This is a genomic window from Paenibacillus sp. y28 (assembly GCF_037137075.1).
Taxonomy (GTDB): Bacteria; Bacillota; Bacilli; order Paenibacillales; family NBRC-103111; genus JBBBNV01.
Genome location: NZ_JBBBNV010000007.1, coordinates 38,586 through 55,300 on the forward strand (window position 1 = coordinate 38,586; position 16,715 = coordinate 55,300).

Annotated in this window: 14 protein-coding genes; 2 read left to right on the forward strand and 12 right to left on the reverse strand. The window is 53.6% G+C overall.

The features are described 5' to 3' along the window. Window positions 1-27 precede the first annotated feature (27 nt). From WBG83_RS07980 to ftsE, 5 genes are all read right to left on the reverse strand, one after another. Window positions 28-1,320: a PDZ domain-containing protein gene (locus WBG83_RS07980; protein WP_336744255.1), complete on the reverse strand. Its 1,293-nt coding sequence runs from the start codon at window positions 1,318-1,320 to the stop codon at window positions 28-30. A gap of 148 nt (window positions 1,321-1,468) precedes the next feature. Continuing rightward, entirely contained in the window at window positions 1,469-2,908 is a 1,440-nt protein-coding gene (locus tag WBG83_RS07985) for a S41 family peptidase (protein ID WP_336744257.1), read from the reverse strand. A gap of 140 nt (window positions 2,909-3,048) precedes the next feature. Continuing rightward, window positions 3,049-4,233 carry a murein hydrolase activator EnvC family protein gene (locus tag WBG83_RS07990; protein WP_336744259.1) on the reverse strand — a complete coding sequence of 395 codons (1,185 nt, stop codon included), beginning with the start codon at window positions 4,231-4,233 and terminating at the stop codon, window positions 3,049-3,051. Window positions 4,234-4,258: 25 nt separating this feature from the next. Further along, window positions 4,259-5,170, reverse strand: coding sequence for a permease-like cell division protein FtsX (gene ftsX, locus WBG83_RS07995; protein WP_336744261.1), 912 nt, complete (start codon window positions 5,168-5,170; stop codon window positions 4,259-4,261). Further along, window positions 5,160-5,846: a cell division ATP-binding protein FtsE gene (gene ftsE / locus WBG83_RS08000; RefSeq protein WP_336744263.1), complete on the reverse strand. Its 687-nt coding sequence runs from the start codon at window positions 5,844-5,846 to the stop codon at window positions 5,160-5,162. Before ftsE ends, ftsX begins: the two co-directional genes overlap by 11 nt. A gap of 200 nt (window positions 5,847-6,046) precedes the next feature. Between ftsE and WBG83_RS08005 the strand changes: the two genes are divergently transcribed. Both WBG83_RS08005 and WBG83_RS08010 read left to right on the forward strand, forming a co-directional pair. Continuing rightward, on the forward strand, window positions 6,047-7,549 hold the full coding sequence (locus WBG83_RS08005) for a VanW family protein (protein WP_336744265.1): 1,503 nt from the start codon (window positions 6,047-6,049) through the stop codon (window positions 7,547-7,549). A gap of 65 nt (window positions 7,550-7,614) precedes the next feature. Further along, window positions 7,615-8,028, forward strand: a complete 414-nt coding sequence (locus WBG83_RS08010; protein ID WP_336744266.1) for a flagellar protein — start codon at window positions 7,615-7,617, stop codon at window positions 8,026-8,028. Between the two features lie 300 nt (window positions 8,029-8,328). On the opposite strand, the gene argH is transcribed toward WBG83_RS08010, so the two are convergent. From argH to argC, 7 genes are all read right to left on the reverse strand, one after another. After that, window positions 8,329-9,744 (reverse strand): argininosuccinate lyase, encoded by a 1,416-nt coding sequence (gene argH / locus WBG83_RS08015; RefSeq protein ID WP_336744268.1) that lies wholly within the window; start codon window positions 9,742-9,744, stop codon window positions 8,329-8,331. A gap of 261 nt (window positions 9,745-10,005) precedes the next feature. Beyond that, window positions 10,006-11,247 carry an argininosuccinate synthase gene (locus tag WBG83_RS08020; RefSeq protein ID WP_336744269.1) on the reverse strand — a complete coding sequence of 414 codons (1,242 nt, stop codon included), beginning with the start codon at window positions 11,245-11,247 and terminating at the stop codon, window positions 10,006-10,008. 28 nt (window positions 11,248-11,275) lie between these two features. Next, window positions 11,276-12,232, reverse strand: a complete 957-nt coding sequence (gene argF, locus WBG83_RS08025) for an ornithine carbamoyltransferase (RefSeq protein ID WP_336744271.1) — start codon at window positions 12,230-12,232, stop codon at window positions 11,276-11,278. A 49-nt stretch (window positions 12,233-12,281) separates the two neighbouring features. After that, window positions 12,282-13,478 carry an acetylornithine transaminase gene (locus tag WBG83_RS08030; RefSeq protein WP_336744272.1) on the reverse strand — a complete coding sequence of 399 codons (1,197 nt, stop codon included), beginning with the start codon at window positions 13,476-13,478 and terminating at the stop codon, window positions 12,282-12,284. 85 nt (window positions 13,479-13,563) lie between these two features. Continuing rightward, window positions 13,564-14,352, reverse strand: a complete 789-nt coding sequence (gene argB, locus WBG83_RS08035) for an acetylglutamate kinase (protein WP_336744274.1) — start codon at window positions 14,350-14,352, stop codon at window positions 13,564-13,566. 48 nt (window positions 14,353-14,400) lie between these two features. Further along, window positions 14,401-15,627, reverse strand: a complete 1,227-nt coding sequence (argJ, locus tag WBG83_RS08040) for a bifunctional glutamate N-acetyltransferase/amino-acid acetyltransferase ArgJ (RefSeq protein WP_336744276.1) — start codon at window positions 15,625-15,627, stop codon at window positions 14,401-14,403. Window positions 15,628-15,663: 36 nt separating this feature from the next. Then, window positions 15,664-16,713, reverse strand: coding sequence for an N-acetyl-gamma-glutamyl-phosphate reductase (argC, locus tag WBG83_RS08045; protein ID WP_336744470.1), 1,050 nt, complete (start codon window positions 16,711-16,713; stop codon window positions 15,664-15,666). Between the last annotated feature and the right edge of the window lie 2 nt (window positions 16,714-16,715).

Below are 16,715 nucleotides of genomic sequence, written 5' to 3' on the forward strand. Positions count from 1 at the left end.
CTCTTTTTCAATGGACCGCAAAAGCCTTTACATCGATTTGGAATTTCGCTTCAACCCGGAAAGTCTTTTTTTCAGGAAGGCGAAGACACTAGGCTCCTCAAATTCGGCATAAAACGGCACCTGCTCATCCGGAGCCAGCAGAATACCCAGCTGATGATGCTCGCCGGCATAAACCGCCCGCTGGACAAACTTGGTATGGCCGGCCAAATTAAGCACCTCCAGCTTGCTGAATGCCGAATTTTGCTGCAGAGCCAAATGAAGATCCTCTTTTCGCCGGACTCTGTGCCCATTGGCCTTCTCGATAATTTCCCCGGCCAGGAGCCCCATCTCCTCCGCCGGGCTGCCGGGCAGCACAGCCAATATTTTGAGACCCCGGGCGTCATGCACAAAGAGCGGGCTCTGCTCTCGCTCCTCCCACTTGCTGTAGGCAATCATCAGCTCATGCAGCAGCACGGTCAGCAAGGACGCTCCTATCGTAAATAACGGCTGGACCTGCACCAGACCCGATAAGCCAAGCACAATCATACCGTACACGAACAGCAGCCGGGCACTTTTTCGGGCTTTGATTTGCGGCAGACGGGTAACCGTCCGCTCCGCAAAGCCGATGACAACCGGGAAAGCAACGAATGCCCAGCCCTGTGACCATAAGCCGGACCCGAACAACGGCTCCCAGGGGAGCGAAGATACAGCCCCCGGCAGGGGCACCAGCAAAAACAACGGAACCGGCCACCAGCCCTGCAGTGTATATCCGCCGACAATTTTCCCCCGTTTCCCGGAGAAAAACAGCGGACTGGCCGTCTTTGCCCCCTGCAAACGAACCAATAGCGCCTCTGCCAAGTGCAGCAGCGCCGCCAGCGCCAGCAAAGACGGAACGTGCAGCCTCTCCAGCGGCCCGGTCAACCAGAGCCAGGAGGGAGAGGCCGCCCACTGCGGCAATAAGCCTACCAAAGCATGGAGAACACCAAGCAGACCGGCCGCATAAGCCATACAGAGAAACCGGATTTTCAAAAGCACCAGCACGATGGCAGCTCCCCAGAGCAGCAGCACGGCCTCCGGCTGCAAGACAGCCCCGAGGTACGCCATTGGAAGCGATACCGCCACGCCAGCCAAGGCGCCCCACAAAATGGTTCGCCACGTTTCGGCCACCAAAGAGTGAAGCTTGGTGGCGAACAGCTTCCGTTCAAAGAAAATTTGCCGCCTGTATTTCAGGATAATCAGCAGCAACCCGATATAATAAAACGGCTGCGTCAGCAGCTGAAAGAACGCAAAGAGCACGCGCCATAACAAATCCAGAGCCAAATCCATATCGTTTTCGATCACCCCGCGTCGGCATCATATCCTATGAAGGATGACACCCTCATTTAACCAAGAAAAAAAGAAGGCGGATAAATCAGCCTTCTTTACGTATTCGACAGTACCGCCTTGTAATCCTGCCGTATTCAGCTTTTTCCGGCCGGGACCGTCCTGATTATTTCACCAAGCCTTGCACTACCTTCAAGGCTTCCTTCAGCTGCAGGTCGTTCTTCGGATTGCGGATTTCCTTATACACCGCTTCCTCGATTTTTTGCGCTGTCTGTGCGTCGACTTCCCCGTTCATTGGCAAATTGTTCAGCCGCTGGAAGGCTTTGACCGCCAGCTCGGTTTTATCGTTGAAATAACCGTCCGTACGGCCGGGCTTGAGTCCAAGCCCATCCAGCATAACCTGCAGATTCTTGACATCGTCGCCGGTCATGTCCAGCTTGAGGGTCGTTTTTTTCGTCATCGGCACAGCCTTGAACATCGAAGGCTGCTCGACCTCCACATCAGGCGCGATCCCTTTTTTGTGGATCCAGTTCCCATTTGGCGTCAGCCATTTGTACACGGTCATCTTGATGTTGCTGCCGTCGCCCATTTCCTTCTCGAACGTCACCTGAACGGTGCCCTTCCCATAGCTCGTTTGGCCGACCAGCGTGGCGCCCGCCGATTCCTTCAGCGCACCGGCCAGTATCTCCGAAGCGCTGGCGCTTCCGCCATTAATCAGTACGACAATCGGATATGTTTTGCCGGTCCCTTTGGACAGCTCCGGCTTTTTGTTGCCATCCCGATCCTCGATTTGCAGAATTGGCTTTCCGCTCGCTACAAACGGCTCGGCGATTTCCACTACTGCAGGCAGCAAGCCGCCCGGATCGTTGCGCACGTCAATAATGAGCCCTTTCATTCCTTTAGCTTCCAAGGCTTTCAGCTCTTCCTTGAACCGTTTGGCCGTAAACTGGACGAATTGGCTGACATCAATCTTCCCGATATTGCCCTCCAGCATCTCGGAGGACACCGTCTCGATTGGAATGTCGTCACGCACGACAATAATTTGCACCGGCTCGCCGGAGCCCGATCGCAGCACTTCCAGCTTGGCCTGCGTGCCCTTCGCCCCGCGAATTTTGGCGACGGCCTCATTCAGCTTCAGTCCGTCCAGCTTCTCCCCGTTGACCGAGAGAATAACATCCCCTGCGATGATACCGGCTTTTTCCGCAGGCGATCCCTTAATCGGAGATACAATGGTTACTTTGCCTTCTTCAAGCGATACCTCCGCGCCAATGCCCTGGAAAGAGGATTCGAGCGTCTCCTCAAACATTTGGGCTTCCTTTTGGTCCATGTACACGGAGAAAGGGTCTTCCAGTGCCGACAGCATCCCGTTAACAGCACCGTTAATGATCTTCTCGCTGTCAACCTGCTGCACATACTTGCTCTGGATTAAATTGTAGGTCGTCTCCAGCTTCTGCAAATCTTTGTTTGCCATTCCTGCGGTTACTCCGCCGCCCTTAGAAGCGAAACTAAGCGGCCCTACGAGCGTTAGAGTCAGCAAACTGCTGGCAAACATCGAGACCAAAATGACGGCGACCCATAGAACAATTTTGCGGCCACGATCCTGCATGTTATCCTAATCCCACCTTCGGCTACTTCCATCCTCATCCGTTCCCATCTAGTATATGACAGGCTTGTACGGATTCATTCCATTTTCTTCCCAAACCGGCTGTTTTCTATATTTTTTACGAAGGAAGACGCCTGCAACGCTTATTTTACAAAAGGCATCGGATCGGTACGATTGCCGTTCTGGCGGACCTCAAAGTGCAGATGGTTCCCGGTTGCCCGCCCGGTCATCCCGACTTCGGCGATTTTGTCGCCTTTCTTGACGGTCTGGCCTTCCTTCACCAAAATACCGCCTTGACGAATATGACCGTACCATGATGTAAGCCCGCTGCCGTGATCAATAACGACCAGGTTTCCATATCCGCCATTGTTGAAGCCGGCATTGATGACAACTCCGCTCTCCGCCGCAATAATCGCGGTGCCTTGAGGCGCCCCGATATCTATCCCGGAGTGATAAGCGTTTGCTTTCGTGAACGGGTCGGTACGATTGCCGAATCCCGATGTGATGGTATAATGTCCGGGCAGCGGCCAGCCCAGCTTGCCGCCTTTGTAGTAGTCAATCTTCTGCTTTTGGTTGGCGAGTGCCGACTTCTGCTTGATCAGCTCAACCAGCTGTCTTTCGCTTTCCTCGTCGATCTCCTCATAGGCCTGCTCCTGCTTGCTGAGGGTCTGAACGCGTTTCTTCTTCTCATTCTCCTGAGCGACCATCTGATCCTTGAGACGGCTAGCTTCGGCATACATCACCTGAATGTCTTGTAAGTGCTCTTCAATTTCCTGCTTCTTGGCCTTTACCGTATCCCGATCGACCTTATTCGCTTCAAGCATTTCCTTATCCTGCCCGACGATCGTTTTCAGAGCCTGATACCGGTTGAGAAAATCCGTGAAGCTGTTGGCACTCAGCAGCACGTCCAAATACGAGACCACTCCGTTGGTATACATCAGCCGCACTCTGGATTTCAGCATTTCATCACGGGATTCAACCCGCTGCTGCGCCTCATCCAGCTGCTTGCCCGCGTCCTTCAGCTTGACGGTCGTATCATCAATTTTGCCATCCAGCTCATGAATTCGGAACGTCTGCTCATCAATTTGCTTCACCAGCTGCTGAATAGAAATCAGCACCTGATTTTTTTCCTGAGTCGTTTTTTTCTTGTCCTCCGCAGCCTTCTTCTGGCTTTGGCGCACTTTATCCTCTTGCTTCTTCAAATTAGCGATTTTGGCGTCTATTTCCTCGTTGGTCATTGCCTGACCGGATGAGGGCAGCAGCAGCAGAGCGCCCATCGATACCGTGATAATTCCTGAAACCATGCGTGTCACACTGCGGTTCAACATCTATTCCTCCCCGACAGAATTCGCATTACACCTTCAAAAACTTGCGCACTGTAATGATACTTCCCCATACCCCGATGACAATGCCGATACTCAGCAGCAGTCCGCCTACCTGCAGCAGCACCTGCTCCGGCGGAAGCAGCTTAATCAGCATCATGCTCAAATTCAACTGACTGGCCTGGAACAGCTGCCAGTAGCCGTACAGCAGCACCCCGATAGGAATGATGGAGCCAATGAGGCCCAGCAGGGCGCCCTCAATAAAGAAAGGCCAGCGAATAAAAGCATTGGTCGCTCCGACCAGCTTCATAATGCTGATCTCGCGTCGGCGCGCGATAATTGTAATCTTGATTGTATTGGCAATCAGAAACATCGCCGTAAAGGCCAGCCCCGCCACCAGGACAAGCCCGATATTGCGGACCAGCTTCGTAATTTTGAACAGCGTCTCTACCGTACCGTGACCATAATCCACTTTTGAAATCGGCTGCGGGTTTTTGCCCCGGTTCAGCTCCAATATTTGCTCCGCCACCTGTGTGACCGCTGTTGGCTCCACCACTTCGACAGTAAAGGAGTCCGGCAGCGGATTTTCGTTATCCAGGCCGTCCAGGATAGCTCTATTTTCTTGCCCGAGTGTTTCCCTGAGCTTCTTCAGTCCCTCATCCTTCGGTATGTAGGTCGCGTTTCTAATTTGCGGGTTGGCGTTCAATGCCTTCTGCAAATCGGCTACCTGCTGGGGAGTCACTTCATCCAGAAAAACCTGAATCTCCACTTCGCTTTCAATCTGATTGGCCAAATAATTGACATTCAGCGCCAACAGCAAAAACACGCCCAAAATAAACAAAGAAATGGCAATCGCGCTTGTCGAAGCAAACGACATCCATCCGTTACGCATGACGTTGCGGGTGCCTTCCCGAAAATGACGGCCCATCGTACTAAACTTCATAGCCGTATTCTCCTCTTGCCTCGTCACGCGCAATGACGCCCTGCTCGATGGCTATCACCCGTTTGCGCAGCGTATTGACGATTTCTTTGTTATGTGTGGCCATGACAATGGTTGTCCCGCGGAAGCTGATTTCTTCAAGCAGCTTCATAATTTCCCAGGACGTATCGGGATCGAGATTTCCCGTCGGTTCGTCAGCGATAATGACGGACGGATTGTTCACAATTGCTCTGGCGATAGCTACACGCTGCTGCTCCCCGCCCGATAGCTGATTCGGGTACGAAGCACCCTTGTCCTTCAGCCGCACCAGATCCAGCACCTCCTGCGTCCGCCGCTTAATCAGCCGGCTGGGCGCCTCGATAACCTCCATAGCAAAAGCGATGTTCTCCTGAACGGTGAGCTTGGGAAGAAGCCGGAAATCCTGAAAAATAACTCCAATGTTGCGGCGGACAAACGGAATCTTGCGCTGCTTTAACTTCTCCAGATTGAATCCATTCACAAAAATATGACCTTTGGTCGGTCGCTCTTCTCGATACATAAGCTTCATAAAGGTTGATTTGCCGGCCCCCGAGGGACCCACGACATAAACAAATTCATTGCTGTTCACTTTGACGGTGATCCCGCGGAGCGCGTGAGTGCCGTCGGGATACGTCTTCCACACATCCTGCATTTCAATCAACTGGATCACTTCCTAAACTTTTATCAGCCTTACTAACTTCGACATCAAGGGCAAAAATCCTTTTTCCATACCGATTGTTCAACATTTTGTGAAAAGTTTTGGACGGGCCGGAAATCATTTTTTCGCGGTTCTTTTTACGGCTACCTTCCGGCTTGTCCGCATATAGTGTACAAATTCCCATGAATTACGGAGGCGCACGGATGAAGCTATTGCGTATCATATCAGCTGTCATTGCCAGCTGCCTGCTGGTCGCCGCGGTTTGCTTCGCCGTCCTGCTTGCACAAGCGCATATACGGCCATTACCCGGGAAATGGAACAACGAGAGCTGGAATCCAGATGAAAAAAGCACCAATAAATGGTCGCTTCAGGTCCAAAATCATGTTCAGCGCTCCCAGCTTCTGACGGTGGATTTAACCGGTCTTGCGCCAAATGAAAGCCCGGTGCAAGTCAATCTGGAGCAGCTCGGATTAGAGACGAATGCCTCCGACCTCATAGCGCAGCTAGAGGGGCTGGAGGCTGGTTCATGGCTTGAACAAGCCTGGCAGCGCTGGAAGTGGCGGAACCGGATTTATACGCTCGAGTATTTATTCGAGCCCGGCCGGCTCAAAGCCGAGGTGGACCGGCTATGGCCGGATGTCGCCCTGCGGCAGCCCGTGGACGCCCAGCGCATGATTACGACCGCCGATCAGGTCCAGTACATTCCCGGACAGCCCGTTCAGCGCATAGATACGGAGCTTTTGGCCATCCAGCTCCTGCAAGCACTCACCGCTTTTATAAGCGAGCATCCTTATGCCAATCCCGATTCGGACGGCCCTGCGTTACGTATAACCGCGCCTGCACTTACGGTAAACCCGGCCGTTACCGTGGAGACCCTGCGCGCTGAAGGCATCGAACGCAAAATAACCGAATTCACAACCACCTTCTCCTCCGCCCAAAAAGGACGGGTGTACAATATCCAATCCACCGCTCACAGTCTGCATGATACCCTTCTGAAGCCGGATGAGGTTTTCAACTATAATGACATCATTGCCGCCACCCGCAGACAATTCGGCTACCGTCCGGCACCTGTCATTTTTAACGGCCAGCTTGCGCCCGGTATCGGCGGAGGCATCTGCCAGGTCTCGACAACACTATACAACGCCGTGCTCCGGGCGGGCCTGGGCATTATTGAACGGCGCAATCACTCCTTGCCTGTTCGTTACGTCCCTCTCGGTCAGGACGCCACTTATGCAGAGGGGTATATCAACTTTCAATTCCGTAATACAAGCGGACATCATTTGTTAATCCGCACCCACACCGGTCCCGATTTCGTGACCGTGAAGCTTTTTGGAACACTGCCGCAGGAAATATCCTACTCCGTTCGTTCCCGTATCGCTCAAACATTACCGGCACCCGTCAAATATGTTCATAACCCTTCCCTGCCCCGGGGCGGCTCACAAGTGCTCCAGCAGGGCAAAACAGGCTATATTGTCGAGACCCTGCGGACACGCCTGGAGCATGGGAGCCCGGTGGCGGAGGAATTGATCTCTCGCGATAGCTATGCTCCTAGGCCGCTGCTGATCGCCGTTAATTACGGAGGAAAGCTGCCAGCTCCCCCCTCGGAGCCCAACCACAGGCCACTGCTGGAGGACGGAGTAAGCGGACCGATTTATAAGCCCGATGTTGTTGTCCAGGCCATGGAGGGAATAGTTCTTATTGATTAATCAAGGGACTGGTTTTATAATAATCATAATAGGTCTTTAGTCTTACGTGAGGGAGGTCCTCATCAATGACCATGATAGAACTGCGCGTTGATCATTGCAGCAGCTGTGGAAAAGTCTATCAACGAAATGTACGCCAGCTTTGTCAGGACTGTATACACCAAGCCGATTCGAACCTGGACAAATGCCTTTCCTTCCTCCGGCGGGACAAGAAAGCCAGCTCTCAGAGCCTAAGCGATCACACCGGGGTCCCAATCAAGGAGATTACCCGCTTTCTCCGCGAAGGCAAAATTTTGATTGTCGATTTCCCGAACCTGACCTACGCCTGCGCCAGCTGTGGCGGACCGATTCGGCAGCATAAGCTGTGCTCCCCCTGCAGCGAATGGCTCAGCCGGGACATTCGGAATATGTTCGAGGCCGAGCGTAAAGCAGCGGCAAACAGCGGCACCGGTTTTCATATGAAAGAACGATACATACGATAATGTTCGGATAAACCAGTCCTCTTACAGGGGGCTGGTTTTTATGTTGCCGTGCAAGAGCGTCCAATTGTCATGACTTTGTTACTTTTGCAGCCTCGATCTGCGCCATACAACAGACAAAGGACACATCATCCGTCAAGCCCGGGAGCGGCAGCTAGCGGAAATCCGGTGTATCCCCCCCAGGACCGCTGTGTGCCGCATCGCAGCCGATCGTCTCCCTGTAAGATGGTCTCATCTCATCCTCCTAACGGCATGAAAAAGCCAGCAGCCCCTCATTCAGGCTGCTGGCTTTCTATACCCATGTTATTTGCTTTTGGCCAAATATTCGTCCACCCATCGGGCGGTTTCTTCCACTACGCCGGAAGCGCGGGCAATGGCATCGGACACCTGGTTAGTAGCCGTACCTCCGTATACATTCCGGGCGTTGACGACATTTTCCGGCTGAAGCACGCTATAAATGTTCTCGTCGAACAGCTTGGAGAACTGCTGGAATTCTTCAACCGACAAATCCAGCAAATACTTTTGATTCTGAATGCTGTACAGCACGAGCTTGCCGATAATCTCATGCGCTTGACGGAACGGAATTCCCTTGCTTGCCAAATAATCGGCAATATCCGTTGCGTTCGAGAAATCCTGGCTCACGGCTTGACGCATCCGGTCCCGGTTCACCTTCATGGTCGCAATCATCGGAGCAAACAGCTGCAGCGCGCCTTGCAGCGTGCGCACGGTGTCGAACATGCCTTCCTTATCCTCCTGCATGTCCTTATTGTAAGCAAGCGGCAGTGATTTCAAGACGGTCAGCAGCCCCATCAGGTTGCCGTACACACGCCCGGTTTTGCCGCGCACAAGCTCCGGCACGTCCGGGTTTTTCTTTTGCGGCATAATGCTGCTGCCGGTGCAGAAGGCATCATCCAGCTCTACAAAGGCAAATTCTGTGCTGGACCACAAAATGAGCTCCTCTGAAAGGCGGGACAAATGCATCATAATCATGGACGCATTGGATAAAAATTCGATAATGAAGTCACGGTCGCTCACGGCATCCAGACTGTTTTCATACACCCGGTCAAATCCGAGCTGCTGAGCCACAAAATGGCGGTCAATGGCAAACGTCGTTCCCGCAAGCGCGCCCGCTCCGAGCGGAAGCACGTTAATACGCTTGTAGCTGTCCTGCAGGCGCTCCACATCACGCTGGAACATGGATACATACGCCATCATATGATGAGCGAACAAAATCGGCTGCGCCCGCTGCAAATGCGTGTACCCCGGCACAATCGTATCGAGGTTCGCTTTCGCCTGCTCCACAAGAGCCTCCTGGAGCTTCTGCAGCATGCCGACAAACTCAACAACCCGCTTGCGCAGGTACAGGTGCATATCCGTCGCCACTTGGTCGTTGCGGCTGCGGCCGGTATGCAGCTTGCCGCCTACCGGGCCAATATCGTCGATCAGCGTTTTCTCGATATTCATGTGAATATCTTCATCGCTAATGGTAAACTCGATTTCACCGCGGTCAATTTTGTTGCGCACCCGATGCAGTCCGTCCTTAATTTGCTCCACATCGTCCAGCGGCAAAATTCCGCACTTGCCCAGCATCGTTACATGAGCCAAGCTGCCTTGAATATCCTCGACCGCCATCTCTTTATCAAACATAATCGAGGCCGTATATTCTTCTACCAGCTGATCTGTTTTTTTTGTAAACCGTCCACCCCAAAGTTTAGACACCGAATTCCTGCTCCTTTCACTTGGCAACCTGCCTATAACCCCATTATAGCAAAAGAAGCCGCAGTACGGTACAAGTCTTGAGCATCCGCCCATGACCTGCACCGTGCCCTGACGGCTTTGATTCCATACAAGCGTTTCGCGGTACACGTAACTTGAAATCCGGCGTGGAGGGAGGCTGCCTGTGGTCAACAGGGAAATCGCTGCTCCGGCCCCTTACAACGGCTGCGCCCCATCCATTTCATCGGCTTTCCTGCATGAACGCTATTCTTTCTTGGCGTGTTGCTCTACGCCGGAACCGACCTTCAGACGGAGCGCGTTCAAGCGGATAAATCCGGTCGCATCGGATTGGTTGTAGGCTTGGCTCGGATCAGCTTCCATTGTAGCGATATCCGGGTTGTACAAGCTGACCGGGCTCTTCACGCCGGCTGCCATCACGTTGCCTTTATACAGCTTCAAACGAACTGTACCGGTTACGTTCTTCTGGCTCTCCGTGACCAGTGCCTGCACAGCCAGGCGCTCAGGCGCGAACCAGAAGCCGTTGTACACCAGTGTGCTGTATTTCGAAATGAGGGAATCACGCAGATGCATGACATCACGGTCCATGGTCAGTGATTCCATTTTGCGATGTGCGGTAAACAGAATCGTTCCGCCCGGCGTTTCGTACACCCCGCGGCTTTTCATGCCGACGAAGCGGTTCTCAACCATATCGACGCGGCCGATACCGTGTTTGCCGCCCAGCTCGTTCAGCTTCTCCATCACTTGCAGCGGGCTAAGCTGCTCGCCGTTTACGGCTACGCAATCGCCTTTATCAAACTCAAGCTCAACGTATTCGGCTTGATCCGGCGCCTTCTCCGGCGAAACGCTGAGCACATACATATCTTCATTGGACTCCGCGCTGGAATCAAACCAAGGATCCTCCAGCATACCGCTCTCGAAGCTGATGTGCAGCAGGTTGCGGTCCATCGAGTATGGCTTTTTGGCTGTCGCTTGTACTTGAATGCCATGCTTCTCGGCATAAGCGATCATTTCTGCACGTCCCGGGAACATCTCACGGAAGGTTTCGTTCCGCCATGGCGCAATAACCTCCAGTTCCGGAGCAAGCGCCGCCGCAGTAAGCTCGAAACGTACTTGGTCATTTCCCTTACCGGTTGCGCCGTGGGCAATGGCTGTAGCGCCTTCTGCGCGGGCGATGTCCACCATCCGCTTAGCGATTAGCGGGCGAGCAATGCTGGTTCCGAGCAAGTATTGGCCTTCATACAAAGCCCCTGCCTGGAACATCGGATAAATGAAATCCTTCGCAAACTCGTCACGCAGGTCATCAATGTATACTTTGCTGGCACCGGTCTTGAGCGCTTTTTCCTCTAGGCCGTCCAGTTCATCCTTTTGCCCGATATCTGCTGTAAATGCAATAATTTCCGCATCATAGGTTTCTTTCAGCCATGCCAGAATGACGGAGGTGTCCAGTCCGCCGGAATAGGCCAGAACAATTTTTTGCTTTGCCATGATTCAAGTTCCCCTTTTTTCCTGAGTATTAGCACATCGTAGCTGCCATAATCGCCTTTTGGGCATGCAAGCGGTTTTCCGCTTCGTCAAAAATAACCGAGTTCGGCCCGTCGATAACCTCTTCGCTGACCTCTTCTCCGCGATGGGCAGGCAGGCAGTGCATGAACAAGTAATCTTTCTTTGCGTGCTTCACCAGGTCGCCGTTGACCTGATAATTTTTGAATGCCTTTTCGCGTATCTTTTGCTCTTCCTCAAAGCCCATGCTCGCCCATACGTCCGTATAGACCACATCGGCATCACGAATCGCCTCGATCGGGTCCGTAGTCACCAGCAGGCTTCCGCCAGTCTGGGAAGCGACTTCTTTGGTGTTTTTGGAAATGCCCTCATCCGGCATGTAGCCCTCCGGCGAAGCGACCGCCACATGCATCCCAAGCTTAGCGCCGCCCATCATCAGGGAGTGCGCCATGTTGTTGCCATCGCCGATATATGCGATTTTCAGCCCTTCCAGACGGCCCTTCTGCTCCAGCACAGTCTGGTAGTCGGCTAACACCTGGCATGGGTGGGCGCTGTCCGTCAGCCCGTTAATAACCGGAATGGTCGCCCCGCGCGCCAGCTCGATGACCCGGCGATGCTCAAAGGTCCGAATCATAATGCCGTCCAAATACCGGGACATCACCTGCGCAGTGTCCCAAATGGTTTCCCCGCGTCCAAGCTGCAGATCGTTCTTGCTCAGGAACAGCGCGTGTCCGCCGAGCTGATACATTCCCACTTCAAAAGAAACCCGCGTCCGGGTCGAGGATTTCTCAAAAATCATGCCGAGCGTCTTGCCCTTCAGCGGCTGATAGACCTCGCCCGCCTTCTGCTTGCGCTTGAGCTCCACCGCCAAATCAAGCAAATACCGAATTTCCTCTGGTGCATAATCAGCCAGCGCCAGGAAATCCTTCCCTTTCAAACCGAGCGCAATATCCTGCTGCATAAGTTCCATCCGTACTCTCACCCCTGATCCAATATGATTAAACAGCGCTCCCCGACGGTTAAGCGTTCGTTCCCGCTGCAGCCTTGGCTTTCTCCGTCAGGACCTGATTCATTAGGCTGATGCCTTCTTCAAGCTCCTCTTCTGTAACGAGCAGGTTCGGAAGAAGCCGTACAACATTCGGTCCGGCCGGGATGACAAGCAGTCCGGCTTCGTGCAGGGCAGGAATAACCTCTGCCGCCGGCACAGTCAGCTCCACGCCAATCAGCAGTCCTTTGCCGCGCACCTGCTTCAGCAGCGGATTGCCCGCCAAACGCGCATTCAGCTCCGCAATGAGCTTATTGCCGACCTGCTCCGCACGCTGCGCCAGCTTCTGCTCCAGCATCAGCTCAATCGTAGCTACGGCCGTTGCCGTTGCAATTGGCGTTCCGCCAAACGTTGTTGCGTGCGCTCCTGGAGTAAACGCTGCTGCAAGCTTCTCTTTTCCGAGCATAGCGCCCATAGGGAAGCCGCTGGCAATCCCTTTAGCCAATGTGAAAATATCCGGCTCAATGCCGTAATGCTCATAGGCGAACAGCTTGCCGGTACGACCCATGCCGGTCTGGATTTCGTCGACGATAAGCAGCAGATCATGCTCCTTGCAAAGACGAACCACTTCCTGCACGAACGGCTCCGATGCCGGGTTAACCCCGCCTTCGCCTTGAACCATTTCCAGCATAATGGCACATGTTTTGTCGGTAATGAAGCCCTTCAAAGCGTCCGCATCATTAAACGGCGCATAAACGAAGCCTTCCGGAAGCGGATAAAATCCGTCCTTTACCTTATCCTGACCGGTTGCGGTCAAGGTAGCCAATGTACGGCCGTGGAACGACATATCAAAGGTAATGATTTCGTACTTGCCTGTACCGAGCACTTTACTGTGATAACGGCGCGCGAGCTTGATTGCCGCTTCATTGGCCTCCGCTCCGCTATTGCACAGGAACACGCGGTCCGCGCAGCTGTTATCGGTCAGCAGCTTCGCCAGCTTCTCCTGATTCGGAATATGAAACAGATTGCCCACATGCCACAGCTCATCCAGCTGGCTGACCAAAGCGTCCTTCACCGCATCGGGAGCATGCCCCAGATTGGTTACCGCCAGACCGCTCATGAAATCAAGATACTGCTTGCCCGTGTTGTCCCACAACCGGCTGCCCTTTCCTTTTACCAGCGTAATCGGAAACCGGGCATAGGTGGGAAACAGATGACTTTGTTCACTCATTCCTTGTCACTCCTCTCTCCATTTGCACGCCTCTAAAAAATATCCTGGGCGTACCCATTCGCCCCTGTTCAACGAGAAAAAATCCTCATCGCAAAATCCGGGTGCCGATTGCCTCTCCCGCGAGCACGCGGCTGAGCACGTTCGGTTCAGAGCCGTTAACAATAACGACCTCTTGGACCTTGCCTTGAATGCATTGTACAGCGGCCTTCACCTTCGGAATCATCCCGCCGTAGATATCGCCGCTACCAATCATTTCATTGATGTCGTTTACCGTTACCTGCGGCAGAACACGCTTTTCACCGTCAACGGTTTTCATAATTCCCGGCACATCGGTTACAACGATCATCCGTTCCACGCCAAGGTGGGAAGCGACCGCGCCTGCGGCAGTATCCGCATTAATATTGTAACGCTGTCCGCCTTCGCCAAGACCGACCGGCGCAATGACAGGCATATAGCCCATATCAACAATACCCTGCACAATCGCGGCATTGACGTCCGTCACATCCCCGACCAAACCGACCTCTGCCGCATTGGCGACAGGAACCGCATGGATGAGATGCCCGTCTACACCTGACAAACCGAGCGCCTTTGCCCCGCTTTGCTGAATTTTACGAACGATTTCCTTGTTAATTTGACCGGACAGCACCATCTCGACCACGTCCAGTACAGCCTCGTTCGTTTTCCGCAGACCGCCCACAAATTCAGTCTCAATGCCCAGCTTCTCCAATGTAGTGGAGATCGCAGGTCCTCCCCCATGCACGATGACCGGTATCGTCCCTTCATCCTGCAGCTTCTTCAAATCAGCGAAAAACACCTCCGGCAGCGCCGCCAGTGTGCTTCCGCCGCATTTCATCACGAAACAAGAACCGTTCATTCCCGTTAGCTCCTTTACGTTGCCTGAATCGCTTGTTTACAAACAAGATTACGTCCGATATGCAGCATTTATCCGGACATATTCGTATGTCAAATCGCAGCCCCATGCTGTGGCTTGCCCCGAACCCATATGGAGATCGATGAAAATCTGCACCAATTCTCCGCGCAAATAGTCCAGCGCCTTATCCTCGTCGAACCTTACCGGTTTGGATTGCTCCAGTGTTACAATATCCCCCAGGCGAATATCGACCGTTTCCGTATTTACCTGCTGCCCGCTCCGGCCTACGGCTGCAATAATGCGGCCCCAGTTCGCATCGGCCCCGAAGCATGCCGACTTCACCAGGCTGGAACCAATGACCGTCTTGGCGATAGCACGTGCGGCATCGTTAGAAGCCGCGCCGTTAACCTGCACCTCAATAAGCTTCGTTGCCCCTTCACCGTCGCGCGCAATCGCTTTAGCCAAATATTCAGCCACATACCGGAAGCCCGCCGCAAAAGCCGCCCAATCGGCATGCTGCTCGTTCAGAGCCTCTGTGCCTGACAATCCGCTCGCCATGGCGATCAGCATGTCGTTTGTGCTGGTATCGCCGTCCACGGTAATCATATTAAAGGTCATATCCGTCACGTGGCGCAGCAGCTTCTGCAGCACCTCGTGCTCAATGACTGCGTCCGTTGTCATAAACCCGAGCATCGTCGCCATATTCGGGTGAATCATGCCGGAGCCTTTGGCCGCTCCTGCAATATGTACCGATTGACCGCCGATCTTCACTTCAACGCACACCATTTTTTGGACCAAATCCGTAGTCAGAATCGCCTGACAGAAGTCCTCGGCTCCCGCCAAATCACCCTTCACTCGTTCAGGGAGCTTGACGATGCCGCCGGACACCTTATCCATTTTCAGCAATTCCCCGATAACGCCGGTTGACGTCACGCCTACCAAATGGTCCGCCACGCCGAACATGCGCGCCGCCTCCGAACGCATGGTGCGCGCGTCATCCTCGCCCTGCTGGCCTGTGCAGGCATTCGCATTCCCGCTGTTGACCAGCATGACCTGCAGCTTGCCTTCCACAGCAACACTCTCCTGCGTCACCTTCAGCGGCGCCGCCTGAAAAGCATTCAGCGTATACACTCCCGCCGCTACCGCAGGTACATCACAAACGATAACGCCCAAATCGTGGCGATCGGTTTTCTTCAATCCGCAATGCAGCCCGCCGGCGCGAAAGCCTTTGGGTGTTGTAATCGATCCGGTCTCCACTACATTAAACAGCTGCCCCATGTCCGCTTGTCTCCTCTTACACCAAAATACAATCTATTAAGGATAAACCGGCGTAAATTCCAAACCGGTTGTCTCGTTCCAGCCCATCATCAAATTCAGGTTTTGCACCGCTTGGCCCGCGGCACCCTTCATCACATTATCAATAACCGAAACAATGGTCAACCGTCCCGTGCGTTCGTCCACAGAAAAGCCAATATCACAGTAGTTTGAACCCGTCACTTCCTTGGTGGCAGGGTACTTGCCTTTCTCCCGAATACGAACAAACTCGCGGCCTTCATAGTACTTGCGGTACAGACCGATAACTTCCTCCTCCGTACGCGGCTGAGTTAAAGTCGCATACATGGTGCAAAGAATACCCCGAGTCATAGGGACCAAGTGTGGAGTAAAAGTGATCGTCACCGGCGCTCCCCCGGATACCCGGCTGAGCACCTGCTCGATTTCCGGCGTATGCTGATGCTTGTTGATTTTGTAGGCCAGGAAGTTCTCGTTCATTTCCGAATAATGATATAAGAGCCCCACCTTGCGCCCGGCTCCGGACACGCCGGACTTGGCGTCCACAATAATGGAATTCGGATCAATCCAGCCTTCGGCTACCGCAGGTACAAGACCCAAGGTCGTCGCTGTTGCATAGCAGCCCGGATTCGAGATCAGAGCCTTGCCCTTTACTTCTTCACCGAACACCTCCGCCAATCCATAGACAGCCTGCTTATAATAATCCTGCGGTGCAGGCTCATGATCATACCAAGGCTGGTAAACCTCCGCTGGAAGACGGTAGTCACCGGACAAATCAATGACCTTCAGACCGGCATCAACAATTTGGGGCGCCAAGTTCGAGGCCACACCCGCAGGCGTCGCCAGAAACACGACATCCGCCTTTTCCTTCATAAGCCCAATATCAATCCCATCCAGCGCATCCGTCAAAATTTGATTCAAATGCGGAAACCCGTCCGCGATTGGCGCGCCCGCCGTAGAAGACGAAATGACGGATGTAATCTCAACCTGCGGGTGGCGCAGCAAGATCCGGATTAATTCCACCCCGCCATAACCTGTTGAACCCACGATCGCCGCTCGAATTTTGCTCATCATCA

Coding starts and splice junctions, on each gene's coding strand:
- WBG83_RS08020 (WP_336744269.1), bottom strand. CDS start 11,247: ATGGCAAAGCAAAAAATTGTTCTGGCCTATTCCGGCGGACTGGACACC.
- WBG83_RS07985 (WP_336744257.1), bottom strand. CDS start 2,908: ATGCAGGATCGTGGCCGCAAAATTGTTCTATGGGTCGCCGTCATTTTG.
- argC (WP_336744470.1), bottom strand. CDS start 16,713: ATGATGAGCAAAATTCGAGCGGCGATCGTGGGTTCAACAGGTTATGGC.
- WBG83_RS07990 (WP_336744259.1), bottom strand. CDS start 4,233: ATGTTGAACCGCAGTGTGACACGCATGGTTTCAGGAATTATCACGGTA.
- argB (WP_336744274.1), bottom strand. CDS start 14,352: ATGAACGGTTCTTGTTTCGTGATGAAATGCGGCGGAAGCACACTGGCG.
- argF (WP_336744271.1), bottom strand. CDS start 12,232: ATGGAACTTATGCAGCAGGATATTGCGCTCGGTTTGAAAGGGAAGGAT.
- argJ (WP_336744276.1), bottom strand. CDS start 15,627: ATGGGGCAGCTGTTTAATGTAGTGGAGACCGGATCGATTACAACACCC.
- ftsX (WP_336744261.1), bottom strand. CDS start 5,170: ATGAAGTTTAGTACGATGGGCCGTCATTTTCGGGAAGGCACCCGCAAC.
- WBG83_RS08030 (WP_336744272.1), bottom strand. CDS start 13,478: ATGAGTGAACAAAGTCATCTGTTTCCCACCTATGCCCGGTTTCCGATT.
- WBG83_RS08005 (WP_336744265.1), top strand. CDS start 6,047: ATGAAGCTATTGCGTATCATATCAGCTGTCATTGCCAGCTGCCTGCTG.
- WBG83_RS08010 (WP_336744266.1), top strand. CDS start 7,615: ATGACCATGATAGAACTGCGCGTTGATCATTGCAGCAGCTGTGGAAAA.